Source organism: Sedimentitalea arenosa (assembly GCF_016428585.1).
In the GTDB taxonomy this organism is placed as follows: domain Bacteria; phylum Pseudomonadota; class Alphaproteobacteria; order Rhodobacterales; family Rhodobacteraceae; genus Sedimentitalea; species Sedimentitalea arenosa.
The window spans coordinates 81201-96979 of sequence record NZ_JAELVR010000011.1; the positions used below are offsets into that span (position 1 = coordinate 81201).

The window sequence follows — 15779 nt, forward strand, 5'->3', positions numbered from 1 at the left end:
GACCGCTCCAAACACGACGACACCCGCGACGCCGGTGAGCGATTCGCGGGTGCCAGAGTTCAGGTCGAGACAGCGAGTCGCCGGTTAACGGCGGGCCTCCAGAACTTCCTCCAAGGTGCGCAGCCCGGTGGTGGGGGACTGGACCAGCACCGACATGTTGCCGGGCTTGTGCTCGTTGCGCAGCATCTTCATGTGCGCCTGCGGCAGGTCCGCCCAAGAGAACACTTCGGACATGCAGGGATCGAGCCGCCTTTCGAGCATCAGCTTGTTCGCCGCCGAGGCCTGCTTGAGATGTGCGAAGTGGCTGCCCTGCAGGCGCTTCTGATGCATCCACATGTAGCGCACGTCAAAGGTCAGGTTGAAGCCGGTTGTCCCGGCACAGATCACGACCATGCCGCCCTTCTTCACCACGAAGGTCGAGACCGGGAAGGTGCTCTCGCCCGGGTGCTCGAACACCATGTCGACATTGACGCCCTTGCCGGTGATGTCCCAGATCGCCTTGCCGAACTTGCGCGCTTCCTTGAACCATTCGGCGTATTCCGGCGTATTGACGGTCGGCAATTGGCCCCAGCAGTTGAAGTCCTTGCGGTTGATCACGCCCTTGGCGCCCAGATCCATCACGAAATCACGCTTGGATTCATCCGAGATCACGCCGATCGCATTGGCACCGGCGGTATTGATCAGCTGGATCGCATAGGAGCCCAGCCCGCCCGACGCGCCCCAGACCAGCACGTTCTGGCCCGGCTTCAGGTCATGCGGTTCGTGCCCGAAGAGCATCCGATAGGCGGTGGCGAGCGTCAGGGTATAGCAGGCCGATTCCTCCCAGGTGAGATGCTTGGGCCGCGCCATCAGCTGCTGCGCCTGCACATTGGTGAACTGTGCGAAGGAGCCGTCGGGCGTCTCATAACCCCAGATACGCTGGCTGGGCGAATACATCGGGTCGCCGCCGTTGCATTCCTCGTCGTCGCCGTCGTCCTGGTTGCAGTGGATGACGACCTCGTCGCCGACCTTCCAGCGCTTGACCTTGTCGCCCACGGCCCAGACGATTCCCGACGCGTCCGAGCCAGCGATGTGGTAGGGCTGCTTGTGACCGTCAAACGGGCTGATCGGCTTGCCCAACGACGCCCAGACGCCGTTGTAGTTCACACCGGCCGCCATGACGAGGACGAGCACTTCGTGGCTGTCCAGCTCGGGCACGTCGACGACCTCCTGCACCATCGCGCTGTCGGGTTCGCCGTGGCGTTCACGCCGGATCGCCCATGCGTACATCTTCTTGGGGACATAACCCAGCGGCGGGATTTCTCCCATTTCGTAGAGATCCTTTTCGGGAGCTTCATACGGAGCGATGTCGCTGTGGGTATCCAAAGCCATTGTGGCCTCCTTTTATCCTATGTTCGCCGCAATGCAGAATCGCGTATCTGACACCGGGATATGAAGAGGCGCGCAACAATGCAACATCAAATGAGACCGTTTTGAAACTTTATGACCCAGCAGGCGCAGAAAGTTGCGCTGCGTCCGCAGCATGATCCGCGCCGTACGGCCCCAGTATGTGCCGGATCGAATTGGCGTAGAACCTCAGAAGCTCGGTCTCTTCCGGCACCACTTCGTAGCGATCACCGCGCAGGACCAGAACCCGCCGCTCGATCAGGTGCCGCAGCCCGGTCTCGGCGGCGTAGTCGCGATTGTGGCGCGGCAGATAGACGTGGGAGTCCGGGTGCGCGCGCATCGTCGCGCTGAACCCGGTTTCGACGTCCGCACGAGTCATCGGCCCGTTCTTCAGGATCAGCCACGCGACAAGCGGGACCGGCAGAATCGGCACGATGGCCCCGATCTCGCGACTCAGGCGCCGCGCCAGCGGAACGGTCGGATCCGAGGCACCCGCCCCGCCGACGACCTCTTTCAGGGACAGCGGCGTCCCAAAGCTGACGGCCGCATATCCGAAACGGTGATACCGTCCCGTGACCCGCAGCCAGACCTGTTTCACCGCGTTGCCGGCGATCACTCCGATGCGGGCATTGAAGCGTCCGTTGGGATCGTGCGCCGCGGCCACGAGGATGCGATCCTCCAGCACCCTGTCGTAGTTCAGCGCCACCGGCACGAACACCACGTCACGCCCGCCGGGGTCGAAATCGTCGACGATGTATTTCAGCAATCCCAGCTTGGGCCGCATCAGCGCGCCGGACTGGCTCAGCCCGCCTTCGGGAAAGATCGCCTGGGTCACACCGGCATCCGTCGCCAGCCTCACATAGCGCGCCAGCACCTTGCGATAGAGTTCGTTGCGGGACTTGCGCCGGATGAAATAGGCGCCCATCGCCCGGATCAGACCGCTCAGAGGCCAGACCCGCGCCCATTCGCCGACGGCATAGGACAGGGCGGACCGCTCGGCGGCAAGATAGGTGACCAGCACATAATCCATGTTGCTGCGGTGGTTCATCACGAAAATCACCGTCGCGTTGGTGTCGATCGCCTTCAGCCCATCCTCGTCCTGGTATCCCAACCGCACCCGATACAGCGCGTTGGACAGAAAACGCGCCGCCCGGATCGCAAAGCCGAAATAGGCCGAAGCGGAGAAGGACGGCACGATCTCGCGCGCGTACCTGCGGGCCTCCTCGAAGGCGACGCTTTCGGGGATACCTTCGGCTGCTGCGTGATCGGCCACCGCCTGGCTGACCTGCGGATCATAGATCAGGCGCTGGATCATGTCGTGACGGCGGGCAAGCTTGAACGGCTGGATCGGACGCTCCAGCTTTTCGTTCAGCCGCGCAACCGCCCGCTCCAGACGACGCCGGAAAAACCAGCGGACCGACGGCACCATGACACGGTCGAAGGCTGCGATCACGGCGAACCCGATGATCAGAACCAGAAGCCAGAGTGGGATTTCGACGATCGAAGACATGACCGATCCTTGCAGGACGTGCCTGCAAGGTAAATATGTCATTGATGACCGGATCACACGCCTCTCCCAAGATCGAAATCTCACCGGGTTTTCACGATTCGGAACGAGACTTCGCCGCGACACTGTTCTGGCAGGCGTTTCAGGCCAAGCTGGCGCCGCTCATGAGACCGCAAGCGAAGGCGCTGGCGTTTCTTGCGCGCACGATAGACCCCGCGTTCTGCCTCGCCGCACGATCAGAGGATGGGCAATTGCTGGGTCTGGCCGGTTTCAAGACCGACAAGGGCGCTCTGGTGGGCGGCACCATGTCCGATCTGGCCGAGACCTACGGCTGGATCGGCGCGCTGTGGCGTGCGCCCCTCTTGGCCCTCCTCGAGCGCGATACAAGGCCCGGCGTGTTCCAGATGGACGGTATCTTCGTCGCACCGCAGGCGCGCGGTCTCGGTGTCGGGACGGCGCTACTCGGAGCGATCCGGGAACATGCCCGCGATCTTGGCATGGGGGAAATCAGTCTCGACGTGATCGATACCAACCCGCGCGCGCGGGCACTCTATGAACGGTTCGGGTTCACCGCCACGCAGACGACCGACATCGGCCCGCTGCGCCATTTGTTCGGATTCCGGAGCAGCACGCAGATGCGGATGCACATCATGGAATGACTCGGCGGATGCCGCATCGCAGCGAATTGACATATGTCGAAAATTTCTGTTTAGACACTTGGGACGAAAGATAATTGCTCACTTCACTTGCGAGGCCGCCATGTCACAGACGCAGAAAGACCGCCCCTGGCTGATCCGGACCTATGCCGGACATTCCACCGCAAAGGCCTCGAACGCACTCTATCGCGGCAACCTCGAAAAGGGCCAGACCGGGCTTTCCGTCGCCTTCGACCTGCCGACCCAAACCGGCTATGACAGCGATCATACGCTGGCGCGCGGCGAAGTCGGCAAGGTCGGCGTGCCGATCTCGCATCTGGGCGACATGCGCACGCTGTTCGACCAGATCCCGCTGGACCAGATGAATACATCGATGACGATCAACGCCACTGCGCCGTGGTTGCTGGCGCTCTACATCGCCGTGGCCGAGGAACAGGGTGCGGATGTCAGCAAGCTGCAGGGCACGGTCCAGAACGACATCATCAAGGAATACCTGTCGCGCGGCACCTATGTCCTGCCGCCCGAACCGTCGCTGAAGATGATCGCCGACGTGGCCGAATATTGCTACTCCAACGTGCCGAAATGGAACCCTATGAACGTGTGTTCCTATCATCTGCAGGAAGCAGGCGCGACGCCCGAGCAGGAGCTCGCTTTCGCACTGGCGACCGCCATCGCGGTCCTTGACGAATTGCGCCCGCGCGTTCCCGAAAAGGATTTTCCGACGCTCGTCGGCCGGATCTCGTTCTTCGTCAACGCAGGCATCCGTTTCGTCACCGAGATGTGCAAGATGCGCGCCTTCGTCGACCTTTGGGACGAGATTTGCGAACAGCGCTATGGCGTGACCGACCCCAAGATGCGGCGCTTCCGGTATGGCGTGCAGGTGAACTCGCTGGGCCTGACCGAGCAGCAGCCCGAAAACAATGTTTATCGCATCCTGATCGAGATGCTGGCCGTGACCCTGTCCAAGAAGGCCCGCGCCCGCGCGGTGCAGCTTCCGGCCTGGAACGAGGCGCTCGGCCTGCCCCGTCCCTGGGATCAGCAATGGTCGATGCGGATGCAGCAGATCGTCGCCTATGAAACCGACCTGCTGGAATACGACGACCTGTTCGACGGCAACCCGGCGGTCGATCGCAAGGTCGAGGAGCTGAAAACCGGCGCCCGCGCGGAACTCGCCAATCTCGACAGCATGGGCGGCGCGGTGTCCTCGATCGAGTACATGAAATCCCGCCTCGTGGAATCCAACGCCGACCGTCTCAACCGTATCGAATCGGGCGAGACAACCGTCGTGGGCGTCAACAAGTTCACCACCACCGAACCTTCGCCGCTGATGAGTGCGGATGGGGGCATCCTGGTCGTCGACCCCGCGGTCGAGCAGGACCAGATTGCACGCCTCAAGGAATGGCGCGACAGTCGCGACGCCGAGGCGGTGGCAAACGCCCTCGCCGCGCTGCGCGAGGCCGCCCGCAGCGGCAGCAATGTCATGGAACCGTCGATCCGCGCCGCAAAGGCCGGAGTCACCACCGGCGAATGGGCCGAGGAAATGCGCCGCGTCTTCGGCACCTACCGCGGCCCGACTGGCGTTTCGGCCTCGGTGTCCAACAAGACCGAAGGCCTGGACCACATCCGCGATGCCGTGAACGCCGCCAGCGACCGACTGGGTCGGCGGGTCAAGTTCCTCGTCGGCAAACCCGGGCTTGACGGGCATTCCAACGGCGCAGAGCAGATCGCCTTCCGCGCCCGCGATTGCGGCATGGACATCACCTATCAGGGAATCCGGCTCACACCCGAGGAAATCGTCGCTGCCGCACAGGCCGAAAACGCCCATGTGGTCGGCCTTTCGATCCTGTCCGGCAGCCACGTTCCGCTTGTCGAAGAGGTGATGGAGCGTATGAAAACGGCAGGAATGGCGCACATTCCCGTCATCGTAGGCGGAATCATACCGGAAGAAGACTCCCAAAGGTTGCAAAACCTCGGCGTATCAAAAATATACACGCCGAAGGATTTCGAGTTGAACACGATCATGATGGATATCGTGTCGCTTGTGGATCCTGGGCAAATCGCAGCCCAGTAAGGGTTTTTTTGCCGATTTTGAAAATTGACGCTGAAGCGCTTTACATTGCACGCTATTGTGCCAATGTTGACGCTATTGTGCGTCAAGTTGACCTATTTGGAGAAAACGATGGCGATAGACCTTAAGACCATGTCGCGCAGCGAATTGAAGAAACTGAAAGACGACGTGGTAAAGGCGCTGAATGACGCTGAAAAGCGCGAACGCCGTGAAGCCCTTAAGGCGGCCAAGAAAGCGGCTGCGGAATACGGCTTTGCCCTCGACGAACTGTCCGGGGATGTCCGCCGACTCGACAAAGTCAAAACCAAAAATCCCCCCAAATACCGAAACCCGGACAATCCGGAACAAACCTGGACCGGCCGTGGCCGCAAACCGCAATGGGTCCACGATGCCCTCGCCCGGGGTATCGACGTATCCGATCTTGAAATCTGACCGGATCGGCAATCTTTCATGACAATTCACATTGGCGCGAAACCCGGCGAAATTGCCGAAACCGTTCTCTTGCCCGGCGATCCCTATCGCGCGAAATGGGCGGCCGAAACCTTTCTCAGCGAGGTTCGGCTGATCAACGAGGTCCGGGGAATGCTGGGCTTCACCGGTTTCTGGAACGGGCATCGCGTGACGATTCAGGGCAGCGGCATGGGGATGCCGTCGCTGTCGATCTATGTGAACGAACTGATCCGGGACTATGATGCAAAGACGCTGATCCGCATCGGGTCATGCGGCGGCATGCAGGATCACGTCGGCTTGCGCGACGTGATCCTTGCCATGACCGCCAGCACGCTCAGCACACCGTCCCGCGGCATTTTCCGCGAGCTGTCCTTTGCGCCTTGCGCCGACTGGTCGCTTCTGCGCGCGGCGGCAAAAGCCGCGGAAGACAAGGGCACTGCGACCCATGTGGGCGGCATCTATTCCTCGGACGTCTTTTACGACGAACGCCCCGATCTCAACGAACAGATGGTGCGGCACGGAATTCTTGGCGTCGAGATGGAAGCGGCCGAACTCTATACGCTGGCGGCGCGCTACGGAAGGCGTGCGCTCGCGGTTCTGACCGTGTCAGACCATCTGGGGACCGGCGAGGCCCTCCCGGCAGCCGACCGTGAGACCAGCTTCGCCGACATGGTCGATATCGCGCTGCATGCCGCCTTCGCATGATCCGGCGGAACGTGCGGACAGGGCGCGATCGGAATGATCTTCTGGATTTGTGACGCGGAGCCCTAAAGCCCGTGGCTTCCGTCATAGCCGTTGCGGTCAGGGCTGCGCCATCCGGCGAGCGCTCCGATCCGTGGCGTGAACACATCGACCAAGAGCGGATAGCAGACCGCCGTATCACTGGAATGCTCCGCGCTGCAATCGCCCCCGGGGCACGCACTGAGGGCTCCCAGCAAGTCGATCTCGGCGAAAAACTCGAGAAAATCGCCGGGTCGGACCGGGCTGGCTTTCATGAAATACTGCCCGGTGTCTCGTGTGAAGCCGGTGCACATGAAAACGTTCAGCACGTCATGCACATGCGGCTCGGCCTCGCGTATCGAAGCGCCCAGATGACCCGCCAGCGCCCGGGTCAGGTTTGAGTGGCAGCAGTGATGATACTGGCTGCCGGACAACAGATTGCCGGTATAGGGGTCGCAGCGGGTTCCGATGACGTCATGAACGCTGCCTCCGAACGCATCCCGGCCGTACCAGTCCAGGCTGTCTTCGATGATCGTCGCCATCGGTCGAAGATGGGGAAAGCTGCTCCACATACGACGCCCGGTGGTCAGATGCGTGCCGTGCAGAGCGCGCGTCTTGCCGGAATAGAACCGCTCGGACAGGTCGGTCGCGTTCCAGAGATTGAGGTCGCCGACCTGCGGCCCCTCGACGGAGGTAATCCGGAAGAACGAGCCCGCCGGAACGGAAAAGCAGCGTGCCTCACGCGGAGGAACCGTCACAGAGGCGGTCTCGTGCGCCCCCTCGCGCGCAGCCCGGTAGAGATCAAGATCCGGCGCGGGCAAAGTCTCGGTCGGATAGCAGATGACAGGATCGATCGCGCGGCGCAGATCGGCATCGGCAGGGGGATTTCGGGTCATGCAAAGCACTCCTTTTCTGCGCAAGACTGCGTCAGGAAAGGCACGGTTGAAAGACCCGGTCTGTGGCGGCCTTCCCAAACGCTGCAGCCAGTGCGTGTCAGGTCATCGTGGCGATGCTGGGGCTCTGCCCCAGACCCCGGAGTATTTGAACGAAGATGAAAAAAGGACCGGAAAGGCGTTTCACCTCGATGGAAATACTCCGGGGGAGACTACCAAAGGTAGTCGGGGGCAGCGCCCCCAACTCCTGTTCAGAGTATGCCCGTTACGACATTCCGGGCACCGAACTGTCAGAGAACGACGATATCCAGCGGCGGGAAACCGTTGAACCCGACCGAGGCATAGGTCGAGGTATATGCACCGCAGTTGCGGATCAGGAACCGGTCTCCGGCACGCAGACCCAGCGGCAGCGCGACCGGACGCTTCTCGTACAGAACATCGGCACTGTCACAAGAGGGTCCGGCAAGGATGCAGGCTCCAGTCTCTTCGTGGTCCCGGTCGGTCACGAACTGGTAGCGGATCGCCTCGTCCATGGTTTCGGCCAGGCCCGAGAACTTGCCGATGTCCAGGTAGACCCAGCGATACATGTCGTTGTCGGACTTTCGGCTCACCAGCAGCACTTCTGCCGCGATCATGCCGGCCTCCGCGACCAGCCCCCGGCCCGGCTCGGCCATGATCTGGGACACGTCGCCGAAACGGGCGGAGATGAGCTCCATCACCTTGGCGGCGTAGGGCGTCGGCGCTTCGATCTCTTCACCGTAAAAGGCCGGAAATCCACCGCCGATGTTCAACAGGGTGAGGTCGTGGCCGGCGGCGCGGGCGGCATGCCAGATTTCCGCCACCTGATCGAGCGTCGTGGTCCACATCTCGGCGCGCCGGGTCTGGCTGCCGACATGGAAGGAGAAACCGACCGGCGACAGCCCCAGTGCAACGGAGAGGTCGAGCAGTGCGATCGCCTTGTCCCGGGCGCAACCGAACTTGCGGCTGAGCGGCCAGTCGGCCTCGGAGGCATCGACGATCAGGCGAATATAGACCCGCGCGCCGGGGGCGTGCTCGGCGATCTTTTCCAGCTCTTCCTCGGCATCGGCGGCGAACAGGGTCACGCCGGCATGATGCGCGAAGGCAATGTCGGAGGCCCGCTTCACGGTGTTGCCGAAGGAAATGCGCGCCGGCTCGGCCCCCTGCGACAGGCACAGTTCGATCTCGGCCCGGCTGGCTGCATCGAAGCCCGAACCGAGGTTGACCAGTTCCTCGATGATCTCGCGCTGCGGGTTCGCCTTGACGGCGTAGTGGATATGCGCACGGCCGAGACCCGCTTTCAGAGCGCGATACTGGCGCGCGACGGCATCGATATCCAGAACCAGCGTCGGACGATCAAACCGTGTGGTGCGCAGAAAGGCTTCGATGCGGGAGGCGGGCGATGCAGCAGGCGCAACAGTGGTGACAGCCGACAAGTCGGTTACGATAGCGTTCATGGTCATCTCCAATAGACCCGGCCATATATGACCGCTCAGTTCCATTCAGAGACGTTACCGTCGCTACGTAACCATGGGGGTTTCACCCTTGGGACAGAGGCGCGTGCGTTGGCGTCTTATCCGCGCATATCGGATCAAACCCGATTCCGATCAAGAGGAAAAATGCGAAGCTGTCTAATTATTTTGGCACACGGGCTTTGCGACAGGGCACGTTGCGCTTGCGCCACAGAGTCGCGGACCGATTGCCGGTTTTTCGTGGACCCATCCACCGAAAGCACCGCGGCGACAAGACCGTTCGCCCTGCGTGCGATACGCCCGAAACGGAAAACCTGCAGGATTCATCGCAAAACATGCTAAAGTTGAAACGTGTCCGATACCCCGGCCCATTCCCGGCGTCTTGCAGCCATCGTCGTATCCGACGTCGTCGGATATTCGCGGCTGGTCGGACAGGATGAGGCGGGCACCGTCGCCGCCTTGCGGGACCTGCGCCGCGACCTGATCGAACCGCTTCTGAAGCAGCACAACGGGCGGTTCGTGAAACTGATGGGCGATGGCGCGTTGGCGAGTTCGCCTCCATCGTCGATGCGGTGACGTTTCCCGTCGACTTGCAGCGCGCGATGGCCCCGCGTAACGTGCCACTGCCCGAGCCACGACACATCACTCTGCGCATGGCATTTTCCGGCGATTGGGATGGCGGCGTGGCCTTGATCGACAAGGCATTTGCATTCAACGTCTCGGTGGTTCCAAACGTCGCGTACTACGCGACGGCCAAGCACCACTACGTGCGTGGAGAATACCCCGAGGCCATCGCCGAGTTCCGCAAGACCTTCATTCCGGGCTTCTGGCTGAATGACCTCGTATCGGCCTGTACCTATGCCGCCTGGGGCAAGCAGGAGGAAGCCGAGACAGCCGCCGCCGAACTGCTGAAGAAGCGCCCCGACTTCGTGATCGAGGATGCGCTGGTCTTCTATCGGAAATGGCAGGTCCAGAACAGCTATCTTGAGAAGATGGCCGCCGTTCTGCGCCAAGCCGGCCAGCCCTCACGCGCGGACCCGGCACAGCAGGCCAGAAACTGACGCCGGTTAGACCGTGCCGTCGAGCATCATGGTCTTGATCCCGGCAATCGCGAGGAGTGGATTCAGGATCTTGAAGCAGAGATGCGTGCGTTGGTGCCGTGCTCGCGCACATCAGAACCAAGCCGATTGCGATCAAGAGGATATATGTGGAGAACTGTAGGCACCTGTCATCGGTCGTTCCGCGGCGATCCCTGTGGCGGACGCGCAACGCATTCGCGGGGCGGCTCGCCATCCGACGTGCGCATCTCGCCGCCGCAGGCGACACAGTTGAAATGTCCCGGTCCCGCGGCTCGGTTCGCCCGCCAGCGGCAGTGCCGCGTCAGGGTGCTGTCACGGTTTCGCCAGTAGACATACGCGATCAGGGCGACGACCAGAGGGACCAGCAGGATCAACATGGTGCAATCCCGCTGGCCCTGATGTCGTTCGCATCATGCCGATCAAGCCGCCGGCGCATGTTCGTAGTATTCAGGCGTCTCTTGCCGAGAGTCCCCGTGCATCGCGTCCGGCGTGTAGTAGGCATAGGCCTGCTCAAGCAGTTCAAGGGCTTCACGGGCTTTGGCGTTGGGCAGTTTTACCAGGGTTTTCATGGACTTCTCCGAGGGTTTGTCTCCCTCCCCACGGACTAGGTAATACGCTCATTCGCGCTTTGCACCCTCTGTTCGGGCAAAAACTGCCCTTGTGACCCAAGGTCACAAATCGGAACGGATCAGGGCAGCATCAGGTGACCGGCCAACCCCAGGGCGAACCCTGCAACCGCGCCCAGCGGCGGCGACCAGTGACGTTCCAGCGGAACCTGCGGAGCGACATCCTCGAACAGCAAGTAGAGGATGCCACCGCTCGCGAACATCATCATCGCGCCCAGGACGCTGGGATCGTCGACCAGGTAAACTTGTCCCAGATACGCCGCGAGGGGGCCGACGGGCACCATCAACAGGAACAGCAGGAACAGCCGACGACGCGACGCGCCCCAGGTCTGGGCCATTTCGCGAAATGCGTTGAACCCTTCCGGCAGGTTCTGCAAGGCGATCAGCGCCGCCATCAGGATCGCCAGAGACAGGTTGTCGGCCAGCAAGGCTCCGAGCGCCATCGCCTCGGGAACATAGTCGAGCATCATCGCCAGGAACTGCGCCGCATGCCCGCCCCTTGCCGCAAGAAGGCGGTCGATCGCGAAGAACACCACCCCGCCCAGAACGAACCAGATGAGTGCGGGCGTCGCGGCCAGCCGGTGGCTACCCTCGGGCACCAGCACAAGCGCGACCGCCGAGATCAGCGCCCCGGCCCCGAAGGCGACAACGGTATGGCGGAATTCTTCCTGCAGCCAGCCGGGCAACAGGCGGTCATAAGTCGAGAGGGCGGCACCAATGGGGATTGAAGCGCCGGCCAGCGTGGCCAGCGCCATGGCGATGTAGAATTCGTCGTTCATCCCCAGCTCCGGCTGGCCAAGGCTTATATGGTGCGCTCGACCATCATCTTCTTGATCTCGGCGATAGCCTTGGCCGGGTTCAGACCCTTGGGGCAGGTCTTGGCGCAGTTCATGATCGTATGGCAGCGATACAGCTTGAACGGATCTTCCAGGTCGTCCAGCCGTTCGCCGGTCGCCTCGTCGCGTGAATCGATGATCCAGCGATAGGCATGCAGCAGCGCCGCCGGGCCCAGATACCGGTCGCTGTTCCACCAATAGCTCGGGCAGGCGGTCGAACAGGACGCGCACATGACGCATTCATACAGACCGTCAAGCTTCTTGCGGTCTTCGATCGACTGCTTCCACTCCTTCGCCGGGCGATTGGTCTTGGTTTCAAGCCACGGCATGATGCTCGCATGCTGGGCATAGAAAAGCGTGAGGTCCGGGATCAGGTCCTTGACCACTTCCATGTGCGGCAGCGGATAGATCTTCACGTCACCCTTGATCTCGTCCAGCCCGTAGATGCACGCCAGCGTGTTGATCCCGTCGATGTTCATCGCGCAGGATCCGCAGATGCCTTCGCGGCAGGACCGGCGAAAGGTCAGGGTGGGGTCGATCTCGTTCTTGATCTTGATCAGCGCGTCCAGAACCATCGGGCCGCACTTGTCCATGTCGATGAAATACGTGTCGACGCGCGGATTCTGTCCATCATCCGGGTTCCAGCGGTAAATCTGGAACTTGCGGATATTGGTCGCGCCCTCGGGCTTGGGCCACGTCTTGCCGGTCGTGATGCGGCTGTTCTTGGGCAGGGTCAGTTGAACCATGGAAATGCCTCCTGGTAGATGGCGACCTCTGGGACCAGAGGTGAGAATGAGAGCGGCGTGGACGGGACGAAACTGGGGCGAGAGCAGGCAAAGCGGCGATGTACCGATGACGGAACCACACCCGCCGTCACCGGCGTGGCCTCATGAACGGAAAAAAGCATGTCACGGGATTGATCGATCTGACTCATGGAGCTGCAGACCTCGCTACATCGACGGTTTCGGTTCGGCGTTGCAAGTTCCATGACATCTTTATCGGATAGGTCGGCGGTTCACGGAACGTCCACCTGTTAACTCGGGCCTGTTTCCGAAGTTTTCTCGCTGTCTTGTCGCGAGTGTCCGCAAACGAGATCCGAGCATGGTCGCGATACATGGATGTAAGCGTCCGTTCGAGGCGTATCTGCTTTCGGAACTCGACATCCTTGGATGCTTTGCGGAACCGCAGCGTTCGGTCGGGACTGTTCTTCATATCCGACAGCTCGCGCAGGATCTTTCTTATCCCGGCTTCCAAACGAAACCGCTCCGGAAAGTCAGCCTGCATTTTCAGCGCAAAATCCCTTGCCGCTTCATAGCCATCAAGGATTTCCTTGCACAGCGCGTCCGCCGAACGCCTTTGACGACTGTCACGACCGCTGAAATTGTACCACTCGGCCTTGTCCATGATTTGCGCGTCATGCAACCAGCCACACCCACCGAAGCAGTCGTAACACATCACAGCGCGCCCCGCGCGCAGGGCGTATTGGACGGTCTTTCCAATGGTCAGCACGGCATCGTGCTCGACCAGAAGTTCTGGCGTCAGCCGCCGCTGTTGCCCTTCGAACCCTAGAAAACTGACCTCGACACCGCTTTCCGCAAGCATCGAAATCGCCTCCGTCACTTCTTCGGGTGGATGATTGGAAACCAGAAGCAAACGCTTCAGTTTCCGGGATGGCGCGGGCGTTGCCGCCGCAAAACTTTCCGGGGCAGGGTTTGGAAATACCCGAAGCCGATCATCTTCCAGACCGAATTCACGCATCGCCACAGTCGTTTCCGGTGAATTCGTCAGAATCAGATCCGCGAGGCGTTGTTCTGCAAAAGGCCCCGGGGCTTCCAACGGGTGAAACGCCGACAGGTGCATGCACAGGAGCGCCGGCCATGAATCCGAAGCCAGACCGGCGTCCAGAAGATCTTCCGAGATCATACCGACCATTTGATGCAAACAGATTACCAGGTCAGCCTTGGAAAAATCCACGGTGCCTGGCTGGAACTCCGCGACCCTGAAGCCATCGACGCGATCGGGGCACATGCTCTCGTCCAGCAAGACGGCATAGAATTCAACGGTCCATCCCTCTCCGAAAAGCCATTCCGCAATTTCGGCCAGCACGATTTCCGATCCAGCAAGCTGGTGGAACTGGTTCGTCAAGAGCACTGCGTGCGGCATTAATTCAGAGGTCCTCGCGACGCGTCATTCGGCACGCCTGGAAATGGCCAATACTCGTCAGAACGTCCGCGCCTTGGGCGCGATCTTCTTCAGTTCGATGCCGCCCTCGGATTCGGTCGTCAGCGGGTCGACAACGACGGGGCGATAGGACAGCGAAACGTCCTTGCCGTTGACACGGCTGATCGTGTGCACGCGCCAGTTCTCGTCGTCGCGCTTCTCGAAATCCTCGTGCGCGTGGGCGCCGCGGCTTTCGTGCCGCGCCTCGGCCCCGGCGATGGTCGCCAACGCGTTCGGCATGAGGTTGGTCAGTTCCAGCGTCTCCATAAGGTCGCTGTTCCAGACCAGGCTGCGGTCGGTGACCTTGAGATCGCCAAGCCGCTCGGCGATGGCATCCATCTTCTGTACGCCCTCGGCCAGCGTCTTGGAGGTGCGGAACACGGCGGCGTCGGCCTGCATCGTCTTCTGCATCTCCAGCCGCAAGTCCGCGGTCGGTGTTCCCCCATCGGCGTAGCGCAGCCCGTCGAAGCGGTCAAAGGCGGCATCGACAGAGGCCTGGTTCAGCCTGGGATTGGGCGCATCGGCGTCGACCACCTTGCCCGCGCGGATCGCCGCGGCGCGCCCGAACACCACGAGGTCGATCAGAGAGTTCGACCCCAGCCGGTTGGCCCCGTGCACCGAGGCACAGCCTGCCTCGCCCACGGCCATCAGGCCCGGCACCACGGCGTTCTGGTCCTTCTCGGTCGGGTTCAGCACCTCGCCCCAGTAGTTCGTCGGAATGCCGCCCATGTTGTAATGCACGGTCGGCAGAACCGGGATCGGTTCTTTCGTCACGTCGACACCGGCAAAGATCTTGGCGCTTTCCGAGATGCCCGGCAGGCGTTCATGCAGCGCCTCGGGCGGCAGGTGCGACAGATTCAGGTGGATGTGATCGCCATCCGGCCCGACTCCACGTCCTTCGCGGATTTCCATCGTCATCGACCGGCTGACATAGTCCCGCGGCGCCAGATCCTTGTAGTTGGGCGCGTAGCGTTCCATGAACCGCTCGCCCTCGGAATTGGTGAGGTATCCGCCTTCGCCCCGCGCGCCTTCGGTGATCAGGCAGCCCGACCCGTAGATGCCGGTCGGATGGAACTGCACGAATTCCATGTCCTGCAAGGGCAAACCGGCCCGAGCCACCATACCGCCGCCATCGCCGGTGCAGGTATGCGCCGAGGTCGCGCTGAAATAGGCGCGGCCATAGCCGCCGGTGGCCAGCACGACCATCTTGGCGTTGAACACGTGCATGGTGCCGTCATCCAGCTTCCAGCAGACGACACCCTGGCATTGCCCGTCCTCGGACATGATCAGGTCGATGGCGAAATACTCTACATAGAACTCGGCCTTCTGCTTCAGGCTCTGTCCATAGAGCGTGTGCAGGATCGCATGGCCGGTGCGGTCGGCGGCGGCGCAGGTGCGCTGCACCGGCGGGCCTTCGCCGAATTCAGTGGTGTGGCCGCCGAAGGGGCGCTGATAGATCTTGCCCTCCTCGGTGCGCGAAAACGGCACGCCGTAATGCTCCAGCTCATACACCGCCTTGGGCGCTTCGCGGGCGAGGTATTCCATCGCATCGGTATCGCCCAGCCAGTCCGACCCCTTCACGGTGTCGTACATGTGCCACTGCCAGTTGTCCGGCCCCATGTTCGACAGCGACGCCGCGATGCCGCCCTGCGCGGCCACCGTGTGGCTGCGGGTGGGGAACACCTTGGTCACGCAGGCGGTGCGCAGGCCCTGTTCGGCCATGCCGAGCGTCGCGCGCAGACCGGCGCCCCCGGCCCCGACAACAACCACGTCATATTCATGTGTTTCGTATTCGTAAGCAGCCATGATGTTCAGCGTCTTTCGTTCGGAGTGACAGCGCGAAGCGCC

The 15779-nt window shown here is 61.8% G+C and carries 15 protein-coding genes; 6 read left to right on the forward strand and 9 right to left on the reverse strand.

Annotation, left to right across the window (positions count from 1 at the left end; all coding sequences use genetic code 11):
• Nucleotides 1–84: 84 nt before the first annotated feature.
• Nucleotides 85–1371: a crotonyl-CoA carboxylase/reductase gene (gene ccrA, locus JF290_RS15835; protein WP_199025871.1), complete on the reverse strand. Its 1287-nt coding sequence runs from the start codon at nucleotides 1369–1371 to the stop codon at nucleotides 85–87.
• A 109-nt stretch (nucleotides 1372–1480) separates the two neighbouring features.
• Nucleotides 1481–2896, reverse strand: coding sequence for a 1-acyl-sn-glycerol-3-phosphate acyltransferase (locus tag JF290_RS15840; RefSeq protein WP_199025872.1), 1416 nt, complete (start codon nucleotides 2894–2896; stop codon nucleotides 1481–1483).
• 44 nt (nucleotides 2897–2940) lie between these two features.
• On the opposite strand from JF290_RS15840, the gene JF290_RS15845 reads away from it, so the two are divergent.
• The 4 genes from JF290_RS15845 to deoD all read left to right on the forward strand — a co-directional run bounded on the left by JF290_RS15845 (nucleotide 2941) and on the right by deoD (nucleotide 6772).
• Nucleotides 2941–3552, forward strand: coding sequence for a GNAT family N-acetyltransferase (locus JF290_RS15845; protein ID WP_199025873.1), 612 nt, complete (start codon nucleotides 2941–2943; stop codon nucleotides 3550–3552).
• 100 nt (nucleotides 3553–3652) lie between these two features.
• A complete protein-coding gene (locus tag JF290_RS15850; protein ID WP_199025874.1) occupies nucleotides 3653–5620 on the forward strand; it encodes a protein meaA in 1968 nt (655 codons plus the stop codon).
• A 108-nt stretch (nucleotides 5621–5728) separates the two neighbouring features.
• Nucleotides 5729–6049 carry an H-NS histone family protein gene (locus tag JF290_RS15855; RefSeq protein ID WP_199025875.1) on the forward strand — a complete coding sequence of 107 codons (321 nt, stop codon included), beginning with the start codon at nucleotides 5729–5731 and terminating at the stop codon, nucleotides 6047–6049.
• A gap of 18 nt (nucleotides 6050–6067) precedes the next feature.
• A complete protein-coding gene (deoD, locus tag JF290_RS15860) occupies nucleotides 6068–6772 on the forward strand; it encodes a purine-nucleoside phosphorylase (protein ID WP_199025876.1) in 705 nt (234 codons plus the stop codon).
• A 62-nt stretch (nucleotides 6773–6834) separates the two neighbouring features.
• On the opposite strand, the gene JF290_RS15865 is transcribed toward deoD, so the two are convergent.
• Nucleotides 6835–7683, reverse strand: a complete 849-nt coding sequence (locus tag JF290_RS15865; RefSeq protein ID WP_199025877.1) for an urea carboxylase-associated family protein — start codon at nucleotides 7681–7683, stop codon at nucleotides 6835–6837.
• A 287-nt stretch (nucleotides 7684–7970) separates the two neighbouring features.
• Nucleotides 7971–9155 carry a type III PLP-dependent enzyme gene (locus JF290_RS15870; protein ID WP_227362053.1) on the reverse strand — a complete coding sequence of 395 codons (1185 nt, stop codon included), beginning with the start codon at nucleotides 9153–9155 and terminating at the stop codon, nucleotides 7971–7973.
• 366 nt (nucleotides 9156–9521) lie between these two features.
• Between JF290_RS15870 and JF290_RS15875 the strand changes: the two genes are divergently transcribed.
• Both JF290_RS15875 and JF290_RS15880 read left to right on the forward strand, forming a co-directional pair.
• Complete coding sequence (locus JF290_RS15875; protein ID WP_199025879.1) at nucleotides 9522–9746, forward strand: adenylate/guanylate cyclase domain-containing protein; 225 nt, start codon at nucleotides 9522–9524, stop codon at nucleotides 9744–9746.
• A 26-nt stretch (nucleotides 9747–9772) separates the two neighbouring features.
• A complete protein-coding gene (locus tag JF290_RS15880; RefSeq protein ID WP_199025880.1) occupies nucleotides 9773–10231 on the forward strand; it encodes a hypothetical protein in 459 nt (152 codons plus the stop codon).
• A gap of 437 nt (nucleotides 10232–10668) precedes the next feature.
• On the opposite strand, the gene JF290_RS15885 is transcribed toward JF290_RS15880, so the two are convergent.
• From JF290_RS15885 to sdhA, 5 genes are all read right to left on the reverse strand, one after another.
• Nucleotides 10669–10818: a hypothetical protein gene (locus JF290_RS15885; protein ID WP_199025881.1), complete on the reverse strand. Its 150-nt coding sequence runs from the start codon at nucleotides 10816–10818 to the stop codon at nucleotides 10669–10671.
• A 119-nt stretch (nucleotides 10819–10937) separates the two neighbouring features.
• Nucleotides 10938–11654, reverse strand: coding sequence for a ZIP family metal transporter (locus JF290_RS15890; protein WP_199025882.1), 717 nt, complete (start codon nucleotides 11652–11654; stop codon nucleotides 10938–10940).
• 23 nt (nucleotides 11655–11677) lie between these two features.
• Nucleotides 11678–12457: a succinate dehydrogenase iron-sulfur subunit gene (locus tag JF290_RS15895; protein ID WP_199025883.1), complete on the reverse strand. Its 780-nt coding sequence runs from the start codon at nucleotides 12455–12457 to the stop codon at nucleotides 11678–11680.
• A gap of 184 nt (nucleotides 12458–12641) precedes the next feature.
• Entirely contained in the window at nucleotides 12642–13874 is a 1233-nt protein-coding gene (locus tag JF290_RS15900) for a glycosyltransferase family protein (RefSeq protein ID WP_233155448.1), read from the reverse strand.
• Nucleotides 13875–13931: 57 nt separating this feature from the next.
• Nucleotides 13932–15737 (reverse strand): succinate dehydrogenase flavoprotein subunit, encoded by a 1806-nt coding sequence (sdhA, locus tag JF290_RS15905; RefSeq protein ID WP_199025885.1) that lies wholly within the window; start codon nucleotides 15735–15737, stop codon nucleotides 13932–13934.
• Between the last annotated feature and the right edge of the window lie 42 nt (nucleotides 15738–15779).